Genomic DNA, 18,233 nt, shown 5'->3' with positions numbered 1-18,233 from the left:
GAGCGGGCCGGGAGGAGGGACGGGGGGAAGGGCGGGCAGAGCCCACAGAAGCTCCCGATGCTGTGGAGGGGCGATGCCGAGGGCATGCCGTGCGGGCGCGGGAATCCGCTCAGGACAGGCGCACGGTGCCCGGCCCGGCGCCGTGTTCGTCCCGGGCGGCGGCGTGCCGCCGCGGGGCGGGGAGACCGGAAGTCCGCGGCGCGCTCCGGGCGTAGCCGTCGTACGCGGGCGCGTTCCGGTGTTCCCCGGCGCTCTGCCACCGCTGGTGCGGGACGCCGCTCTGCGAGGCAAGGGCGGGGGCGGGGGCGGGGGCGGGGCCGGTCTGCACCGGGATGTGGACGTCCGCGTTCGCACCACCGACCTCGATCCGGGCGCGGGTGCCCCAGTTGGTACTCCGCAGGGTCGCCAGCGACCACAGCCGCAGCGGCAGCAGCAAGCCGATGTTGAGCAGCGCGTACAGCGGGGCCGCGAGGAACGTCAGCACCCGGTCGACGAGCCTCACCTGCGCGGCGCCGCGCAGGTAGTGGACGGAGCGGACCCACGCCATGAGGCACATGTAAGCGACGTAGCCGACGAGCAGCGTCCAGCCCTGCGGGTGCAGGGAGATCGCGACGAGCGAGGCGAGCAGCCCCGCGGTGAAGGCGACCCAGGTGACGAGTTCGACGAGGTTGAGCCACCAGTACATGCGGCGCAGCCGGAACTTGGCGAAGAGCAGGAACCCCTCGCGGATGAAGGACTTGCCCCAGCGGATCTGCTGGCGGACGTAGTGGCCGAGGCGCTCGGGGACATCGGTGTAGCCGACGGCGGAGGGCTGGATCAACGACAGCCCCTCGGTGAGGCAGTAGTAGGTCAGGCGGCGGTCGTCGCCGAAGGTCGCGGGGCGTCCGAGGAACCGCTGGTCGAGGAAGTCGTCGAGGTGCTTGCGGACGACCCATCCGCGGTACATCGCCAGGGACCCGCAGGCGCACAGAACCGAACCCAGGCGGGAGTAGGCGACCCGCTCGCCCAGGAAGGCGTTGACGTACCGCATGTCGATGAGGCGCGTGAGGAGGTTGATGCTGCGGTTGTGCGCGAGCACCAGTCCGGTGACGCACTGCACGCGGCGCTTCGTGAAGGGCTCGGCGAGCTCGGCGACGGCGTGCCGGTCGAGCACGGTGTCGGAGTCGATGCAGAGGTACACGTCCGCGAGCGGCTCCCGCCGGAAGCCCGCGGCGAGGCCGTGGCGCTTGCCGCGGTTGTCGGGGAAGCGGATGAAGTCGAGCCGCACCCCGGCGTGCTGGAACCGTGGGCGCATCTCCTCGATGAGGGCGCCGGCGGAGTGGTCGGCGGAGCAGTCGTCGACGACGGTCAGGGACTGCGGCATCAGGGTCTGCGCGAGGATCGACTCCAGGCATCGGCGCAACATCGCCGGTGACTCGTTGTAGACCGTGACCACGCCGTGAACACGAAAACGGTTCACCGGCCTGTGGAACGTGAGCTCCGGACGGCGGCGCCGCCGGATGGAGAGCAGCAGCTTGACGGCGAGGAGCGAACCGACGGTCACTCCATACCAGTGCAGATGGCGCATAGACCACGAAATGTGGTCCCAGGCACCCGCGAGATCGTGCATGACGAGTGGAGACCTCCCTGCGAACACCCCCACCCGCCGGACCAAGCCAACCGCGAACACGCTTTCTTCGCACGAACGTAACTCGCGTGAGCGATGTGTGACAGATGCACTCTTCGCGGCTTTCGCCCCACAGACGCCAACAAGGCCTCCACAGGCCCCTGCTGAACGGAGCGGACGCGGGATGTGAACCTCCTCACACGCGCCCTGCCGGGCCGCGCGCGGACCCCCGCGCCCGGTCCCGAAGCCGCCCGCGCCCCTGACGGGCAGGGCCACGGCTGGTGGAGGAGCGGGCCGGCGATCGGCTCCTACGCCGACAGCGGCCGGGCCTCGTCGTCGGTGGCGGCGGCGAGATCGGGGAAGACCTCGAAGAGCCGGCGCACGCCGAGCGCGGCCAGCACCCGGTTGACGTGCGAGACACCGTCGGAGGGGGTGTTCGGCGGGAGGATCAGCCGCAGTCGCCCGGCACAGGACCGCATCAGGCGCCGGGCGGCGATCAGCACGCCCACGCCGCTGGAGTCGCAGAAGTGCACCCCGGCCAGATCGAGCACCACGCTGTGCCGGCCGTCGGCCACCGCGTCGTGCACGTACTGGCGTACGGCAGGCGCGGTCACGAGGTCCATCTCTCCGGAAACGGTCAGGACCGTCCATCCGTCCCGCTCGTCCTGCGTCACCCGCAATGCCACTGTCTGGCCCTTCTCCCGGCAGCGGTCGTAAAGACCCTATGCCCCGTCCGAGCCGCTTCCCCGCAATCTTCCGGTCACACCCGGATAACGCATTACCAGAATCGATCAGTTATGGCAGAAGCTTGCCTCAAGGCGTCGTACGTGGCAGCAATCGGCGGATACATTCGATCCGAGGCAGTGCGACCGGAGCCGGGCGATGGTGACAAAGGGGGACGACGCGATGGCGGCATCCGCACCACCCCGCTGGGACCGCAAGATGCAACAGCGGCTCGCGCGCGGCGAGGAGGCCGCGCTCGGAGAGCTGTACGACCGCTACGCCTCCCTCGTGCACAGCCTCGCCCACCGCGTCATGGACGACGAGGAGGCCGCCGCGCAGATCACCCGCGAGGTCTTCGGCTACATCTGGGAGAACCCGGACGCCTACGAACCCAAGCAGGGTTCGCTGCGCTCCTGGATCGCGGGCCTCACCCAGCGCCAGGCCGTCCACCGGCTGCGCCAGTCCGAGAACCGCGGCGCCGGCACCCCGGAGCAGGTCGAGGCCCGGGTCCGCGAGGCCTCGACGGCCGCCCGCGCCGACTACATCGTGACCTCCATGCCCGAACCCCTGCGCCAGGCCCTCGATCTGGCCTACCGCCGCCGCATGGACTACCGCGCGGCCGCCGTCGACCTCGGGGTCACCGAGGACGAGGCGCGCCGCCGCCTCCGCCTCGGCCTCCAGCTGCTGTCCACCGCGGTGCAGGACTCCTCGCCCCAGGGAAGGTCCTTGTGAACGGACCGGCCGAGAACGGCGACACGCCCCCGCCCGGGACGAACCTGCCCCGGGTGCCGATGCCGCGCGGCGCCGCCGAGGACGGTGTGCTGCCGGAGGTCGTTCCCCTGCCTCCGCCCTCGCCCGACGCGCCCGCGTACAACCTGCCGGTCGCGGCGCGCGAACCGGAGCGCACACCCGCCCACAAGCCGGCGCAGCCCGAACTCCCGCAGTACGACCACCGCGTGCTGCGTTCCCTGCTCGGCGCCTGGGCGCTGTCCGCCTGCTCCTGTGACGAGGCCGCCGCCGTCGAGGTCCATCTCACCGACTGCGCGCCCTGTGCGGAGGAGGCGGTACGGCTGCGCCGCGCGGTCGCCCTGCTGCACCAGGAGGAGTCCCTCGACCTCGACCCGCTGCTGCGCGCGCGGGTCCTGGAGGGCTGCCTGGGCCGCCGCCCCGCCCGCATCCCCGTCCCCGAGTGGGCCGCGCCCTACGACGCCGAGACCGCCCGCCTGGACGCGCTCCTCGCCGACCTCGGAGAGCCCGAGTGGGACATGCCCGTCAAGCTCGTCTGGGCCGGCGGCGAACGCGAACTGACCCTGTGCGGCGTCCTCGCCCACCTCGGCTCCGTGGACGGGGTCGTGGCCACCGCCCTCGGCCTCGACGACCCGCTCGGCCCCGGCGCGCCCCGCACCCGGCTCCAGCGCACCGAACTGGCGGCGGAGCGCTGCAGCCGCCACACGCACACCTTCGTCCGCAACAAGTGGCGCGCCCAGACACGGGACATCGTGCGGACGCTCTCCTTCGCCGGCTCCGCCACCGGCGGGCTTCCGGTGGACTTCACGGACGTCGTCGTGCCGATGCGGGACGCCCTGATCGACCGCGCCTTCGAGTGCTGGATCCACGCCGAGGACATCGCGCAGGCCCTGGACTACCCCGAGTACGGGCCGCCGGCGGCGCCGCACCTCAACCGCATGATCGACCTCGCGGCCCGGATGCTCCCCACCGCCCTGGCCGCGCTCCGGCAGGCGGGACTCGCCGAGTCCGCCGCCCGGCTGGTACGGGCCGGTGCCCCCGGCCGCGCCCTCGACCTCCACGTCGAGGGCGCCGGCGGCGGTCACTGGTACATCTCCCTCGACTCGCCCGGCGCGATCGGCACCCCCGACACCGTGGTCGCCGAGATCGCCGTCGACCAGATCGACTTCTGCCAGCTGGCCGCGGGGCACATCTCACCCGGCCGGATCGCCGCCGGGTGCGGCGGGGACCCGGCAGCGGTGCGGGACGTCCTGCACGCCACCGCATCCTTGTCACGGCTGTGACCACCACGGCTTCGACGGCGGGGAATCCGGACGCGCGGATGCCGCGGACGTACCGGCAGGGGACATACCACCGACCGGGGACATCCCGGCCGGGAGTGCGCCCCGGGGCAGCGCTACCCCTTGCTCACCGCCGTCAGCACCTCCGGCAGGCGTCCCAGCAGGCGGGGCGCCGCCGTCCGGACACCCAGCGCCCCGACCGCGGCCCCGTACAGGCCGCCCAGCGGCAGGACGAGCCACAGCGCGCCGTGGCGGCCCGACACATGCAGCCAGACCAGCACCCCCAGCGCGGGGAGCGTGAGCGCCGCACCGGTCGCCGCGCCGACGACCAGGCTGATCCAGGCCAGGCTCCCCTGGCCCGGCGCGGCGGAGCTGCCGAAGCGGTTCTCCTGGGGCATGGAGTAGGGGAAGCGGACGCTCGCCCAGGCACCCGTGGCGATGAGCGCCCCCAGCAGGGCGAAGGAGAGCCCGAGCGTCTCCGCCGCGGCGTCGGCCCGACCCAGCAGCAGGGCCGCGCCGACGGTGACGGCGGCCACGTAGGGGACGCCCACCACCGCGATCGCCAGGGCGCGCCCGCGCAGTTCGGCGTAGGCGTCCGCGCGGGAGGAGATGGTCGCGGCGACCGTCCAGAAGGCGGAGCCGTCCATGCCGAACTGGTTGTACATCTGCAGCCCGAGCAGCCCGGCCGCCCAGCAGGCCGTGTAGACGCTGCCGTGCTGGATCGCGGAGACGACCGGCAGCAGCAGCCCCACGGCGAGCGCGGTCGCCCAGGCCGCCTTGGTCCGCGGATCGCGCCAGGCATAGCGGAACTGTCGCTCCATGACCGTGCCCGTACGCCCCTCCGGGAACAGCCGGAAGCGCGTCTCCCGGACGCCCGACGGGCCCGCCTGCAGCGTGGAGGCGTCCGGGTGCGTCATCAGCCGGTCCAGACTGCGGTGCCACCACACGAGCACCAGCGCCAGCACGGCCGCCGTCCAGGCGAGTTCCGCCACCGCGACCGCGTACGCGCCGTCCCCCGCGGACCGCACGGCGTCCAGCGCCGACGCGGGCGGCAGCCAGCGCAGCACGGAGGTGAGGGCGCCGATCCGCTCCAGGCCCCGCCCGGAGGCGAGCGCGTTGGCGCCCAGGTTCACCAACTGGGCGCCCACCGCCACCAGTACGCCGCTGAGCACCGCCAGGTCGCGCCCCCTGCGGCTGGTCAGCAGCCGGGTGTTGGCGGCCGCGACGGCCCGCGACAGGGCCACGCACAGCAGCACGGTGAGGGGCACCCCGATCACCGCGACCGCCACCGAGGCGGCGCCTCCCGCGACGGACACCGCCGCGCCGGCCGCCACCAGGAGCGTGAGCAGCGGCCCGACGCCGACCAACGAGGACACCAGGAGCGCCCGGATCAGCGGACGGGGCCGCAACGGCAGCATGGCGAGCCGGGTCGGGTCGAGGGTGTCGTCGCCGCCGAAGACGAACAGCGGCATGACGGCCCAGCCGACCGCGAGCACCACCCCGACGCCGACGGCCGCCGAGGGCGCGTAGTCGTTCCCCCGCAGCGCGACCAGTCCCACGCCGAGACCCAGCGCGTACAGCAGGGCCACCAGCGTGCCGATGATCCAGCCGGCCCTGCGGCCGGTCGACTGGCGCAGCCCGTTGCGGATGACGGACAGCTTCAGGCGTACGAAGGTGCCCGTCACGGCCGGCCCGTCCCGGCCGGCCCGGATGCTCCGTCGGCTCCGTCCGTGCCGTCCGCCCCGCCCCGGGCGTCCGGCGCGTCCGGCGCGTCCGGCGCGTCCGGCGGCTTCGGGGCGCCCGCTCCGCCGAGCCAGTCCAGGTCCTGGCCGGGGCCGCGGTCCCGGGCGCCCACCAGGGTCAGGAAGGCGTCCTGAAGCGTCGGCGCCTGCCCGCGCACCTCGGCGAGCGGCCCCTGCGCCACGATCCGGCCGGCGGCCATCACCGCGACCCAGTCGCACAGGCTCTCCACCAGTTCCATGACGTGCGAGGAGAAGACGACGGTCGCCCCGGAGCCGGTGTAGCGCTCCAGCACCCCGCGGATCACCTGGGCCGAGACGGGGTCGACCCCCTCGAAGGGCTCGTCCAGGAAAAGCACTTCGGGATTGTGCAGCAGCGCCGCGGCCAGCCCGATCTTCTTGCGCATGCCCGTCGAGTAGTCCACGACGAGCTTGCCCGCGGCGCCGGCCAGGTCGAGCACGTCGAGCAACTGGGCGGCCCTGCGGTCGGTCTCCGCGCCCGGGATGCCGCGCAGCCGCCCGGTGTACGCCAGGAGCTCGCGGCCGGTGAGCCGCTCGAACAGCCGCAGCCCCTCGGGCAGTACGCCGATGCGGGACTTCACTGCGACCGGGTCGCGCCAGACGTCGGCCCCGCCGACCTCGATGACTCCGTGGTCGGGCCGCAGCAGCCCCGTCACCATCGACAGGGTCGTCGTCTTGCCCGCGCCGTTGGGCCCCACCAGGCCCACGAAGTGCCCCGCGGGCAGCGTCAGATCGATCCCGGCGACGGCGATCTGCTGCCCGAAGCGTTTCCACAGTCCATGGACGCGCACGGCGGGCGCGGCGGATGCGTTCGGCATCGGCCCAGCTTATGCCCGGGCGGGCCGGCGCCCGGGCTACCGGGCCCGGCCGCAGGCGTAGGCGAGGGGGGAGATCAGCTCCTCGGTGTCCGGCAGCCACCGGTTGAGGGCTGTGGGCTTGCGCACCCACTGGACGACGCCACCGGTGCCCAGCCGGGTGGGCGGAGCCGGGACGTAGTCGCCGTCGCCGCGCACCACCAGGTCGAGCGAGGACGGCGTCCAGCCGAGCCGGCGCAGCAGACCGGGAACCTTGGCCGCGGCCCCGGGCAGCACGAAGAAGAGCATCCGGCGGGTGGGGGTGCCGAGCACCGGGCCGAGCGGGAGCTCCATGCGCTCCATGCGTGCCAGCGCCAGGCAGCCCGCGTCCTCGGGGACATCGATCGCGTCGAAGGTGCGCCCGGTGGGCAGCAGGATCGAGGAGTTGGGCTGCCGCAGCCACATCCGGCGCACCGCGGCGCCGTTCCCGCTCGCCTCCCCGATCCAGTCGGGCCCGGCCGGGTGCGCCCCGGGCGCCGGGCACGCCATGTCGCCGCATGAACAGCGCGGGGTGCGCGGGCCGCCGCGGCCGGCCGGGGCGCCGTTCTCGTCGAGCCAGGCACCGGGCAGCACATCCCAGTGCCGCTCCTCCGCGTACCGGACCGCGCTGTCGAGGAGTTGGCCGGCGATCCGCCGAGGGGCCGGGATGGTGTGTTCCACGGTGTCTTCCACGACCTTCACAACTACGCCGCTGAGCATGGGTTACGGGCAGTGACGTCCCGGCCTCGCGGCTCATGGCGGGCGCACGGGAGCACCGGCGGGGGCGCGCGGTAGAGGGTGGTCCCCGATCCGGGTAGTCACCCTTGAGTGTGTAGACATGCATCCCGCCGCAAATTATGTCGTTTGCGGGGCATTTGAGTGGCGCGTACCGGGAAGGGATCTTCAGGAAGGGATCTTGAGGTCCCGAAAGCGGCAGCTGTGAGGGGGAGCCCATGGCCGCACGACCGCTCGTCGCACGCCAGCCGAACGAACGGCTGCAGGCACTGATCCAGGAAGCAGGCTGCTCCAACGCCGGATTGGCCCGCCGGGTCAACATGTGCGGCGCGGAGCACGGCCTCGACCTGCGTTACGACAAGACATCCGTGGCCCGCTGGCTACGCGGCCAGCAGCCGAGGGGCCGGGCCCCGGCGATCATCGCCGAGGCCATCGGCCGCAAGCTGGGCCGTACCGTCACCATCGACGAGATCGGCATGGCCAACGGCAAGAACCTGGCCACCGGCGTCGGACTGCACTTCTCGCCCACCGTCCTCGGCGCCATCGAACAGGTCTGCGAGCTGTGGCGGAGCGACGTCGGCCGCCGCGACTTCCTCACCGGATCCAGCGTGGCCGCCTCGGCCCTGGTCGAGCCCAGCCGCGACTGGCTGATCACCCGGGCCGACGCACAGGTCGCGCGCACCGGCGGGCCGCGCGTCGGCATGTCGGACGTCGAGGCGGTACGGGCCACCACGCGGGCGCTGAACGAACTCGACCACCGCTTCGGCAGCGGTCATGTGCGCCCGGTGGTGGTGCACTACCTCAACAGTGTGGTCTCCGGACTCCTGGCCGGCTCCTACCGGGAGGCGACGGGCCGCCAGCTCTTCTCCGCCGTCGCGCGGCTGACCGAACTCGCCGGCTACATGGCCGTCGACACCGGGCAACCCGGCCTGGCCCAGCGCTACTACATCCAGGCGCTGCGCCTTGCTCAGGCGGCCGGCGACCGCGCGTACGGCGGCTACGTCCTGGCGGCCGGGATGAGCCATCTCGCCGCGCAGCTCGGCAACCCGCGTGAGATCGCCCAACTCGCCCGTGCCGCACAGGAGGGCGCCCGCGGTCAGGTCACCGCCACCGCGCAGGCCATGTTCTACGCGGCGGAGGCGCGCGGCCACGCGCTGATGGGAGACGCGCGCGCCTGCGGCGCCGTTGCCGGGCAGGCCGTCGAGGCGCTGGAGCGCTCCGATCCCGCCGACGACCCCGACTGGATCAGGCACTTCGGCCAGGCCTACCTCGCCGACGAGCTCGCCCACTGCCATCGCGACCTCAACCAGGCCCCGCAGGCGGCCCGCCGGGCCGAGGAGGCGCTGGCGGGGCACGGCCCGGAGAAGGCCCGCCGCCGGGCGATCGGCCTGCTGCTGCTCGCCCAGGCCCAGGTGCAGCAGCGGGAGATCGAGCAGGCCTGCCACACCGGCGCCCAGGCTGTCGAACTGCTCGCCACGCTCCGCACCACCCGCGGCGCGGAGTACCTCGACGACCTGCGCCTGCGCCTGCAGCCGTACGCGGCGGAGTCCGCCGTCCGGGAGTTCGACGCGCGGCTGGAGGAGGAGGAACTCGCGGCTTAACGATTCGGTGGACGGGGGCTTCGCGCGCCCCCGTCCACCGAATCGTTACGCGAACGACATCAACCCACCGGTAGGGGCACGCTGTTCTGCGCCTGGGCGCACGGCGGGCCCCCGCCTGACCCCCCGCGGCATGGTGGCGTCCGAAGCAGACCGGGTAGCGTGAGCCGACGATTCCGTAGCGACGGAGAAGGCAGAGGTACCGGTGATGCACGGCGGACGCGGTGACGAGGCGTATCCGGAGGTGCACGAGGGCGTGGTGCTGCCCGCGGACGGGGGCATACCCGGCCCGGGAGCGACCTCGGCCTGGGGCTCGGGCCCCGCGAGCGGGCAGCCGTGGGGCGAGCAGCCACAGCCGTACAGCCCTCCGCAGCAGTCGCTCCCGGACACCGACGCGACGCAGTTCTTCCCGCCCTACCCCCAGGGCCAGCCGATGCCGGGCCACGAGCCGCAGCACCACGCGGTGCGGCCGCAGCAGCCCCCGGCGCCCCAGTTCCGGCCCGGCCCCGTGGCGGACGCCACACAGGTCCTGCCTCCGTACCCGATGCCCGACGCCGACCCGTACGGCGTACGCCCGGGCACCCCGGCGGACGCGGACGCGACCCAGCACCTGCCGCGCTTCGAGGAGCCCCGGGCCCCGGGCTACGGCTACCCGCCCGGGCCCCAGGCGCAGCAGGCACACGAGACACTCCCGGCACAGCAGCCGCACGACGACTTCGGGCACCTGTACCGCCAGGACGGCCCGCCCCGGCAGGAGCCCGCCTACGCCCCGGCCCCCGGCTACGCGGCCGCACCCGGCTACGCGACGTCGCCCGGCTACGCACAGCCCGGGTACGCCCCGCCGTCCCACGACTACGACGAGCCCGCCCCGGCCCGCCGCAAGCTCTCCCCGGCCGCCCTGATCGGCATCGTCGTCGGCGGCTGCGCGGTCGCCGGACTGCTCGCGGGGGCCCTGATGAGCGGCGGGGACGAGGGCGACCCGGCCGCGGCCCCGTCCTCGGCGGCGTCGTCGAGCGCCTCGGCCCCGTCCTCCTCCGGTGGCGGCGGGAGCGCGGCGGAGAAGCAGGCGAAGGGGCTCGACGCCCTGCTCAAGACCAGCGGCAACAGCCGGACCTCCGTGATCAACGCGGTCGCGAACATCAAGGGCTGCCAGAACCTCGACGGCGCCGCCGCCGATCTGCGCGCCGCGGCCCAGCAGCGCAACGAGCTGATGGCGCGGCTGAAGGCGCTGCCGCTGGACCAGCTCGCCGACCACCAGGCCCTCACCGACGCCCTGAACAAGGCGTGGACGGCCTCCGCGGCCGCCGACAACCACTACGCGGCCTGGGCGGACCAGGTGAAGGGCGGCAAGAAGATGTGCCGCCACGGGCAGGCCCGCGACACGGGCCAGACCGCGGCGGGCAACCGCGAGAGCGGTACCGCCTCGCAGGCCAAGCAGGCCGCGGCAGGGCTGTGGAACCCCATCGCGAAGAAGTACGGCCTGCCCGAGCGTCAGGCCAGCCGGCTCTGAGGCCGGTCCCGGAGCACCGAAGCGCCGGCGGCCGGGGCCGTCGGCGCTTCCCCCGCGGGCGTGCCGGTCAGCGCGGCGCGTTCTCCAGGGACTCCGTCACGTCCACGAAGCCCTTGCGTGCGGGGACGAGTCGGCCCTGCTCGACCTTCTGGAACGTGACCCGGCCGTTGACCAGGCGCGGCTGGTCGATGATGGCGGCCGTGTCGTCCTCCCGCCAGCCGAGCGGGGGCGTGAGGCCGTCGGTGGAGATGTTGTGCGCCTCGTCGAGCGCGATCTTCAGCGAGGAGGCCGTGACCGCCTGCTCCTTGCCCATCTTCTCGATGACCGCGGCGAGCGCGGTGTAGGCGATCCAGGTGGTCTGCACGCCGGGGTCGTCCGCGTCGATGCTGTTGTCGCCGAAGGCGTACCGCTTGATCGTGTTCCGCATCAGCGCCCAGCGCGTGTCGGAGGACGGCGGGTACCAGCCGGTGATGTAGGCGCCCTCCAGCGGGCTGCTGCTGCCGCCGGTGCTGTTGAGCGTGGACTGCTGGACGCTGCCGAGGATGGACGCGATCCGCGCCTTGGGACCGTCCTCCGCGCCGGTGACCGGGTCGGGGGTCGTGGTCCGGCGGAAGGCGTCGAAGAAGGTGGCGGTCTTGTCTCCGAGCGCCGCGCCCACGCAGTCGCCGGCCTTGTTGGCGCCGATCGCCTGCCGGGAGATCGCGTTGTAGTCGGTGGAGTCCTCGGCGGTGCGCAGATCGGTGGCGCTGGTGCGGCCCGCGTCGCGCAGTCCCGCGTCGAGGAAGCGGGCGAAGAGGTCACCGGCCGCGGTGTCGGGCCGGACGAGGCTGACCTTGTCGCACTTGCCCGCCAGTTGGCGGCCGGCGCCGGCCATCAGAGCGGGCAGGCCGCCGTTGACGGGGTAGGAGAGCGGGCTCTGGAACTCGTCCTGGGTGACGCCGTATCCGCCCAGGTACGGTATGCCCTCGGCCTCCAGCGTGGAGGTGAAGGCGGCGCCGTACTGGCTGTAGGAGCCGACGACGGCGACCGCGCCCTCGTCGGCGGCACGCTGGGCGCAGTCCTGGGCGCCGAGCGCGCTGTTGTGCTCGTTGCAGGTGACGACCTTCAGTTCGCGCCCGCCGATGCCGCCGCGGGCGTTGACGTACTTGGCGAAGGTCTTGGCCATGGCCGGCATGCCCGGCATGTTGGTCGCGTTCGTGTTCTCCGGTGCCCACGTCATCACGACAACGGGTCCGGTCGTCCCGCCCGTTCCCCCGGGGAGCGTGCCGCATCCTGCCAGCAGGGCGACGCCGGCCATCGCGGAGACGAATGGAGCGGCCCTGCGCGTACGCCAATCACTCATGGAATGGGAAGATTCCGCGCTTGCCGCAACAGCAGGGTGAACGCAAGGGAACGGAGGGTCACCATCGAGTGAACAGAGTGTGTGGACCCGAGAGCACGTACGATCGTGCACTGTGCAGAGTACGGAGAAGTCTTCCCGCCGCGGCACCCGCTCCTCCACGATGGGGGGCATGCCGCTCAACGACATGCCCTGGTGGCGCTGGCGCGCGAACGTGCGCTCCGCGCTGCACATGATCAGCGACCCGGTGTTCCAGCGCGAGGTCTGGCTCACCGGACAGCCGGGCTACGGCGACGTGACCGACGCCGTCTACCGCCTGGTCGAGGACACCTGGCTCGACAACTGGTCCGCGGAGAAGTACGTGGGCACGGTCTTCCGGGACTCCCAGGAGGCAGCCCTGGTCGACGTGGCCGTGCTGCGGGTGCTGAAGATACTTCACCAGGTGGGCGCGGACGCCCCCGTTTCCGCCTATCTGGAGTACCACGCGTGGCCCGAGGCCGTGCGGGCCGCCCGTGAGGCCCACGTGCGGATGGCGGCCGGGGACGGCGAGGACCCGGACACGCCGCCGCGGTCACTGGAAATCCTCAAGATCTACACACGCACGGCCTGAGACGCCCGGAGCGGTACGCGGAGCAGGGCGACACCCGGGGCGCCCGGCTGGTGGACGGCTTGGAACGGCGGGCGGTCTTTGTGCCAGGCTAGGCCCGTGAACGCCGTCGACGAGTCGCAGCCTCAGCCGCAGCCCGGGCAGTACATCCTCACCCTGTCCTGCCCGGACAAGGCGGGCATCGTGCACGCCGTGTCGAGCTATCTGTTCATGACCGGCTGCAACATCGAGGACAGCCAGCAGTTCGGCGACCACGACACGGGCCTGTTCTTCATGCGGGTGCACTTCGCCGCCGACCACCCGGTCACCGCCGACAAGCTGCGGGCCAGCTTCGCGGCAGTCGCCGACGCCTACGGCATGGACTGGCAGATCACGCCCTCCGCCGAGAGGATGCGCATCATCCTCATGGTCAGCAAGTTCGGGCACTGCCTGAACGACCTGCTCTTCCGCACCAGCATCGGTGCGCTGCCGGTGGAGATCGCCGCCGTCGTCTCCAACCACACCGACTTCGCGGAGCTGGTCGGCTCCTACAACATCCCCTTCCGCCACATCCCGGTGACGAAGGAGAACAAGGCCGAGGCCGAGGCGGAACTCCTCGCCCTGGTGGAGCGGGAGAACGTCCAGCTGGTCGTCCTCGCCCGCTACATGCAGGTCCTGTCGGACCACCTCTGCAAGGAGCTGGCCGGGAAGATCATCAACATCCACCACTCCTTCCTCCCCAGCTTCAAGGGCGCCCGGCCCTACCACCAGGCCCATGCCCGCGGGGTGAAGCTGATCGGCGCGACGGCGCACTACGTCACCGCCGACCTCGACGAGGGCCCGATCATCGAGCAGGAGGTCGAGCGGGTGGGCCACGAGGTCACCCCGGAGCAGCTGGTCGCCATCGGCCGGGACGTGGAGTGCCAGGCCCTGGCGCGGGCCGTGAAGTGGCACAGCGAGCACCGCGTCCTGCTCAACGGCCGCCGCACGGTCGTCTTCGCCTGACGCCTGACATCCGCCGGGCCGGACCGGGCCCGACAGGCTGATCCGCTCCTAGCAGACCGGCACGTCGGCGACGTCCGCCAGGAAGGCCTCGAGCGCCGCGTACCAGGCCTCGGGCTGGTCCCAGGGGACGAGATGCCCGGCGTCCGGGATCTCCGCGTACGAGCCCCGGGGCAGCACGCGCACCATCTCCTGCGCCTCGGCGCGGCCCAGCTCCCCGTCCCAGCCGCGCACGACGAGGGCGGGGCACTGCACCCGCGCCAGCTCGTCCCAGTGGGCGTCGTGGATCCACGGCTCCCGGGAGCGCAGCATGTGGCGCGGCTCGAACACCGGGCGCCAGCCGTCGGCGCGCTCCTCCATCACCTCGGCGAAGAACTCCCCCCGGGCCGGGCGGGAGCCCTCCAGCCAGGGATCGTCCTCACCGAACCAGCGGCGCACGGCGTCGAGGCTCGCGAACGGCAGCGGCCAGGCCCGCAGCCAGTCCTCCCAGCGGCGCTGGCCCGCCTCCCCCAGTGCCACCGCACGCATGTCGCACAGGACCACGGCACCCACCAGCGCCGGCCGCCGTACAGCCAGTTGCCAGGCGGTCAGGGCACCCATCGAGTGGCCCACGACGGTGGCCGGGGCGAGGCCCAGCTGTTCGATCGCGGCCGCGGCGTCGGCCACATAGGCCTCACGCGTATAAGGGCCCTCGGGCTTGGTGCTGCGTCCGTGACCGCGCTGGTCCAGGGCGACGACGCGATGGCGGGCGGACAGCCGACGGGCCGTCCCGGCCCACTGGGAGGCCCGCCCCATCAGGCCGTGCAACAGCAGGACGGCGGGCCGCAGGGCGGCTTCGGGCCCGGGCTCGGGGGCGGACTCGTCGGCGTACTCCCACGCCGTGAGCGGGAGGCCGCCCGCTCCGGTGACTTCGACGCGCCTGGCCATGTGCCGCACCCCCTGGTACGTGACGTTCTAGACCCCCACGCTATCGAAATCCTGTTCGATGCGGGTCTTCACACGCGCAACACCGCTCTTTCGAGTGACAACGCTCAAGGATTGCCGGCGCGCGCCGAGGGGAGGACTCCAGCGGGACGCGGCCCGGCGGGGAAGACGGGCAGCGGGGAGCCACCCGGACAGCTCGGGGATCCGGGTGGGCTCCACGGGGGCCCAGGGGAGGGGACGGGGAGGAAGGGACTCCGGCGCATGGGGAGGCGCCGGAGTCCCTCGGACGACGGCCCCGGCACCGCCGGCGCCTACCGCTTGGCGACGAACACGTGCGAGGCGGTCTCCGTGCTCAGCTCCGCGGCCTCGCCGCCGCTGCCGACCATCACCCCGCCCGCCGACGGGGTCACCGACACCACCGCGCCCGGCTGTACACCGGCCCGCCGCAGCGTGTACATCAGCTGGGCGTCGGTCTGGATCGGCTCACCGATCCGCCGCACGACCACGCTCGCGCCGGCCAGGCCGGTCTCCAGTTCGGTCAGGCTGACCATGCCCTCGTCCAGGAACGGGTCCGCGCCGTCCTTCTCGCCCAGCTCCTCCAGACCCGGGATGGGGTTCCCGTACGGCGACTCCGTCGGGTGCCGCAGCAGCTCGAGCACGCGGCGCTCGACCGCCTCGCTCATCACGTGCTCCCAGCGGCACGCCTCGGCGTGCACGTGCTCCCACTCCAGGCCGATGACGTCGACCAGCAGGCACTCGGCCAGCCGGTGCTTGCGCATCACGCGCGTCGCGATCCGCCGGCCCTCGGAGGTCAGCTCCAGATGCCGGTCGCCCGCGACGTGCACCAGCCCGTCCCGCTCCATGCGCGCGACGGTCTGACTGACCGTCGGGCCGCTCTGGTCGAGCCGTTCGGCGATTCGGGCGCGCATGGGGACCACACCCTCCTCCTCCAGCTCAAGGATGGTGCGGAGATACATCTCCGTCGTGTCGATCAGTCCGGACATGCGTGCCCCTCGATGGCTCGTGCGTGGCCCTGGGCTCAATTCTGACGCATAGGACCGACAAGCGGGGCCGTGTGGTTGACAGGTGGACGCCACGGCACCACGGTTCTCGGCATGACCGATCTGGCCGCCACATATTTCGATGCCGCCATCGCACTGCTGAGGCGCGTGAGGGACGAGGAGTCCGCTGGGATCGAGGCGGCCGCGGCCGCGCTCGCGGACACCGTGGCGGCCGGGGGGCGGGTGTTCGTCTTCGGCGCCGGGCACTCCTCCCTCGCCGCCCAGGACGTCGTCTACCGCGCGGGCGGCCTCGCCCTGGTCAACCTGCTGGCCGTGCCCGGCGCGGTCGGCGTGGACGTCGTCCCCGCCACGCTCGGCAGCGCGCTCGAACAGGTCGGCGGCCTGGCCGGGGTCGTGCTGCGCAGCTCGCCCGCGCGGGCCGGCGACCTCCTGGTGATCGTCTCCCTCTCCGGCCGCAACCCGCTCCCCGTGGAGATGGCGCAGGAGGCCCGGGCGCTCGGGCTGAAGGTCGTCGGGGTCACGTCCGTGGCGTACGCCAAGGAGACACGGTCGCGGCACGCGAGCGGCACCTTCCTGAAGGACCACTGCGACGTCGTGATCGACAGCAAGATCGCGCTGGGGGACGCGGAGCTCGCCGTGCCGGGGATACCGGCGCCGTTCGGGCCGGCCTCCACCGTGGTGACCAGCGCGCTGATGCAGGCCGTCGTGGCCACCGCCGCCGCGGCCCTGGCCGAGCGCGGCGTCACCCCGCCCATGCTCCGCTCGGGCAACGTGGACGGGGGCCACGACTGGAACGCGAAGGTCTTCGACGAGTACGGGGACCGGATCTTCTACCGCCACTGACCGCCCGCCGGCCCCGCCCGCGGGCCACCGTGCCCCTCACCCGCCGCCGCGCGCCGTCACGCCCGCGGCGGCAGGTCCAGGGCGGCCGCCACCCGCAGGGCGACGTCCTCGGCGAAGGCGGCGTCCGCACGGTCGAAGGGGCGGCGGCCCGCGCCGCGCAGGAAGCTGAGGACGCCGAGAGTGCGGCCGCGGCTGCGGAGCACGGTGCACAGACCGTGGACGGTGCCGTCGGGCCACCGCCGGGCGGCGGCCCAGCTGTCGATCTGGGCACGCGAGGCGGGCTCGGCGGCCGCGGCGCCGAAGCCGGCGCGGATGGCGCCGTTGCGGGCGACCGCCTGCAGCGCCGGATGCCCCTCCCCGTACCGCACCGGAATGCCGCCGGCCACCGGGAGGCAGGGCCCCGCGCCCCCGGCGGGCGTGGCGGCGGCCCGGACCAGCCGGACCCCGTCCGGCGCCAGCACGTCCAGCAGCGCGTGCTCGGCGAACCCGGCGAGCGCGAAGTCCACGTAGCAGGTGGCCGCCTCCATCGGGTCCTCGCACTCGGCGACGGCCAGCGCGGCGCGGTGCAGCTGGTTGCTGCGGAAACGCAGGCGTGCCGCCTCCTGCTCGGCGAGCTTGGCGTCGGTGATGTCGTGGAAGAGCCAGCCGACGCCGAGCGGCACCGGCTCCTCCCCCAGCGGCGAGCCGAGCCGCACGAAGCCGCTGCGCCAGCAGCACCGCTTGCCGTCGTCCTCGCGCAGGCTCACCCACAGCTCGCTGGGCGCGGGCGGCGCCCCCTCGGCGAGCACGTGCTGCAGGGCGCTCTCCAGCTCCTCCACGCCCTGGTCGAGGACGTCCCCGAGCGGCCGTCCGAGCAGCGCGTCGCGGCTGGTGTGCAGCACACGGGCGGCGTACGCGTTGACGACGACGGGCCGCAGATCGGCGTCGACCAGGACGACACCGCACGAGGCGTCGTCGAAGAGCGCCTCGCTGAGGGCTATCGAGCGCTCCAGGTCGATCTGGGCGTGCACCTCGGAGAACGCGCAGTAGACCCCTGCGGGACGCCCGTCGGCGCCGTGCACCGCGGCGGCCTGGGTCCGCACCAGCACCCGCCGTCCGTCCTTGGTCAGCAGCGCGAACTCGTGGACCTGACGGCCGTTGGCGTCCATGGCGCCGAGGAGCCGTTGGCGCACCTCCTCGGCGTCGGCGGTGCGCGCGGCCCAGCCGGCGAAGCCGCGCCGGCCGACGGCCTCCTCGGCCGTCCAGCCCAGGATGCGGGTGGCCTCGGAGTTCCAGTGCGTGATCACTCCGTCGCGGTCGAAGGCGCAGAGTCCGGCCTCCATGCCGTCGAGGAGCGCGGCGAGCAGCTGCGGCGTCGCATCGAATGACTGCACGTCGAAATATTCAACCCCCGTGTGACCCAGGACACAGGGTGTTCGCGGAAATTCGGTGTCCAGGGGGCGCCCCTGGGTCGCGGGGCGAATAAATGGGTTGTCACCCGCCGAACCCGTGCCTAAGGTGGCGAGCACACATGAAGGGAGGTGGTCCGAAGAATGAGTTCCCATCGGACGCGTGAGGTGGCTGCCGGCTGACGCCGCGCTCCTCGCCTGCGCGCGATGTGCGTAGCGGGCCAAATCCATCGCAGTCACCCGACCCGCGGGCTCGTCGGATTCGTCCGGCCGATGCCCGGACGGTACGCCGTCCGGGGAGCAGCCCGCGGGTCGCCTGCGTTTCCGGACCCGGCGG

The 18,233-nt window shown here is 73.2% G+C and carries 16 protein-coding genes; 7 read left to right on the top strand and 9 right to left on the bottom strand.

Annotated elements, in window-relative coordinates:
- Window positions 1-109: 109 nt before the first annotated feature.
- Together ACWDAS_RS05570 and ACWDAS_RS05565 are read right to left on the bottom strand one after the other, a co-directional pair.
- Window positions 110-1,543: a glycosyltransferase gene (locus ACWDAS_RS05570; RefSeq protein ID WP_450387518.1), complete on the bottom strand. Its 1,434-nt coding sequence runs from the start codon at window positions 1,541-1,543 to the stop codon at window positions 110-112.
- Between the two features lie 371 nt (window positions 1,544-1,914).
- Window positions 1,915-2,292: an STAS domain-containing protein gene (locus tag ACWDAS_RS05565; RefSeq protein WP_450387517.1), complete on the bottom strand. Its 378-nt coding sequence runs from the start codon at window positions 2,290-2,292 to the stop codon at window positions 1,915-1,917.
- Window positions 2,293-2,512: 220 nt separating this feature from the next.
- On the opposite strand from ACWDAS_RS05565, the gene ACWDAS_RS05560 reads away from it, so the two are divergent.
- Window positions 2,513-3,061, top strand: a complete 549-nt coding sequence (locus ACWDAS_RS05560) for a sigma-70 family RNA polymerase sigma factor (protein WP_450387630.1) — start codon at window positions 2,513-2,515, stop codon at window positions 3,059-3,061.
- Window positions 3,058-4,359, top strand: a complete 1,302-nt coding sequence (locus tag ACWDAS_RS05555) for a maleylpyruvate isomerase N-terminal domain-containing protein (protein WP_450387516.1) — start codon at window positions 3,058-3,060, stop codon at window positions 4,357-4,359. Before ACWDAS_RS05560 ends, ACWDAS_RS05555 begins: the two co-directional genes overlap by 4 nt.
- Before the next feature lie 113 nt (window positions 4,360-4,472).
- Here the strand turns inward: ACWDAS_RS05555 and ACWDAS_RS05550 are convergent, their stop codons facing one another.
- Genes ACWDAS_RS05550 through ACWDAS_RS05540 form a run of 3 tightly spaced genes read right to left on the bottom strand, consistent with a single transcriptional unit; the run spans window position 4,473 to window position 7,651 of the window.
- On the bottom strand, window positions 4,473-6,041 hold the full coding sequence (locus ACWDAS_RS05550; RefSeq protein WP_450387515.1) for a transporter: 1,569 nt from the start codon (window positions 6,039-6,041) through the stop codon (window positions 4,473-4,475).
- Window positions 6,038-6,934 carry an ABC transporter ATP-binding protein gene (locus ACWDAS_RS05545; RefSeq protein WP_450387514.1) on the bottom strand — a complete coding sequence of 299 codons (897 nt, stop codon included), beginning with the start codon at window positions 6,932-6,934 and terminating at the stop codon, window positions 6,038-6,040. Before ACWDAS_RS05545 ends, ACWDAS_RS05550 begins: the two co-directional genes overlap by 4 nt.
- Before the next feature lie 36 nt (window positions 6,935-6,970).
- Entirely contained in the window at window positions 6,971-7,651 is a 681-nt protein-coding gene (locus ACWDAS_RS05540; RefSeq protein ID WP_450387513.1) for a bifunctional DNA primase/polymerase, read from the bottom strand.
- Window positions 7,652-7,902: 251 nt separating this feature from the next.
- On the opposite strand from ACWDAS_RS05540, the gene ACWDAS_RS05535 reads away from it, so the two are divergent.
- Both ACWDAS_RS05535 and ACWDAS_RS05530 read left to right on the top strand, forming a co-directional pair.
- On the top strand, window positions 7,903-9,285 hold the full coding sequence (locus tag ACWDAS_RS05535) for a transcriptional regulator (protein WP_450387512.1): 1,383 nt from the start codon (window positions 7,903-7,905) through the stop codon (window positions 9,283-9,285).
- 205 nt (window positions 9,286-9,490) lie between these two features.
- Window positions 9,491-10,792 (top strand): hypothetical protein, encoded by a 1,302-nt coding sequence (locus ACWDAS_RS05530; protein WP_450387511.1) that lies wholly within the window; start codon window positions 9,491-9,493, stop codon window positions 10,790-10,792.
- A gap of 67 nt (window positions 10,793-10,859) precedes the next feature.
- Here the strand turns inward: ACWDAS_RS05530 and ACWDAS_RS05525 are convergent, their stop codons facing one another.
- A complete protein-coding gene (locus ACWDAS_RS05525) occupies window positions 10,860-12,134 on the bottom strand; it encodes an ABC transporter substrate-binding protein (protein ID WP_450387510.1) in 1,275 nt (424 codons plus the stop codon).
- 160 nt (window positions 12,135-12,294) lie between these two features.
- Here ACWDAS_RS05525 and ACWDAS_RS05520 point away from each other — a divergent pair, with 160 nt between their 5' ends.
- The gene (locus tag ACWDAS_RS05520; RefSeq protein WP_450387629.1) at window positions 12,295-12,741 is read left to right on the top strand and encodes an SCO4402 family protein; all 447 of its coding nucleotides are present in this window, start codon (window positions 12,295-12,297) and stop codon (window positions 12,739-12,741) included.
- 96 nt (window positions 12,742-12,837) lie between these two features.
- Window positions 12,838-13,722, top strand: a complete 885-nt coding sequence (gene purU, locus ACWDAS_RS05515; protein ID WP_450387509.1) for a formyltetrahydrofolate deformylase — start codon at window positions 12,838-12,840, stop codon at window positions 13,720-13,722.
- A gap of 48 nt (window positions 13,723-13,770) precedes the next feature.
- Here the strand turns inward: purU and ACWDAS_RS05510 are convergent, their stop codons facing one another.
- On the bottom strand, window positions 13,771-14,646 hold the full coding sequence (locus ACWDAS_RS05510; RefSeq protein ID WP_450387508.1) for an alpha/beta fold hydrolase: 876 nt from the start codon (window positions 14,644-14,646) through the stop codon (window positions 13,771-13,773).
- 308 nt (window positions 14,647-14,954) lie between these two features.
- On the bottom strand, window positions 14,955-15,647 hold the full coding sequence (locus tag ACWDAS_RS05505) for a metal-dependent transcriptional regulator (protein ID WP_450387507.1): 693 nt from the start codon (window positions 15,645-15,647) through the stop codon (window positions 14,955-14,957).
- A gap of 111 nt (window positions 15,648-15,758) precedes the next feature.
- Between ACWDAS_RS05505 and ACWDAS_RS05500 the strand changes: the two genes are divergently transcribed.
- Window positions 15,759-16,508: an SIS domain-containing protein gene (locus ACWDAS_RS05500; protein ID WP_450387506.1), complete on the top strand. Its 750-nt coding sequence runs from the start codon at window positions 15,759-15,761 to the stop codon at window positions 16,506-16,508.
- Window positions 16,509-16,564: 56 nt separating this feature from the next.
- On the opposite strand, the gene ACWDAS_RS05495 is transcribed toward ACWDAS_RS05500, so the two are convergent.
- A complete protein-coding gene (locus tag ACWDAS_RS05495; RefSeq protein WP_450387505.1) occupies window positions 16,565-17,881 on the bottom strand; it encodes a PAS domain-containing protein in 1,317 nt (438 codons plus the stop codon).
- Between the last annotated feature and the right edge of the window lie 352 nt (window positions 17,882-18,233).

This window comes from Streptomyces sp. NPDC001070, assembly GCF_053598835.1.
This window is presented reverse-complemented; position numbering and strand designations above follow the sequence as displayed.

Coding starts and splice junctions, on each gene's coding strand:
- ACWDAS_RS05560 (WP_450387630.1), top strand. CDS start 2,513: ATGGCGGCATCCGCACCACCCCGCTGGGACCGCAAGATGCAACAGCGG.
- ACWDAS_RS05545 (WP_450387514.1), bottom strand. CDS start 6,934: ATGCCGAACGCATCCGCCGCGCCCGCCGTGCGCGTCCATGGACTGTGG.
- ACWDAS_RS05535 (WP_450387512.1), top strand. CDS start 7,903: ATGGCCGCACGACCGCTCGTCGCACGCCAGCCGAACGAACGGCTGCAG.
- ACWDAS_RS05530 (WP_450387511.1), top strand. CDS start 9,491: ATGCACGGCGGACGCGGTGACGAGGCGTATCCGGAGGTGCACGAGGGC.
- ACWDAS_RS05525 (WP_450387510.1), bottom strand. CDS start 12,134: ATGAGTGATTGGCGTACGCGCAGGGCCGCTCCATTCGTCTCCGCGATG.
- ACWDAS_RS05520 (WP_450387629.1), top strand. CDS start 12,295: ATGGGGGGCATGCCGCTCAACGACATGCCCTGGTGGCGCTGGCGCGCG.
- ACWDAS_RS05510 (WP_450387508.1), bottom strand. CDS start 14,646: ATGGCCAGGCGCGTCGAAGTCACCGGAGCGGGCGGCCTCCCGCTCACG.
- ACWDAS_RS05505 (WP_450387507.1), bottom strand. CDS start 15,647: ATGTCCGGACTGATCGACACGACGGAGATGTATCTCCGCACCATCCTT.
- ACWDAS_RS05500 (WP_450387506.1), top strand. CDS start 15,759: ATGACCGATCTGGCCGCCACATATTTCGATGCCGCCATCGCACTGCTG.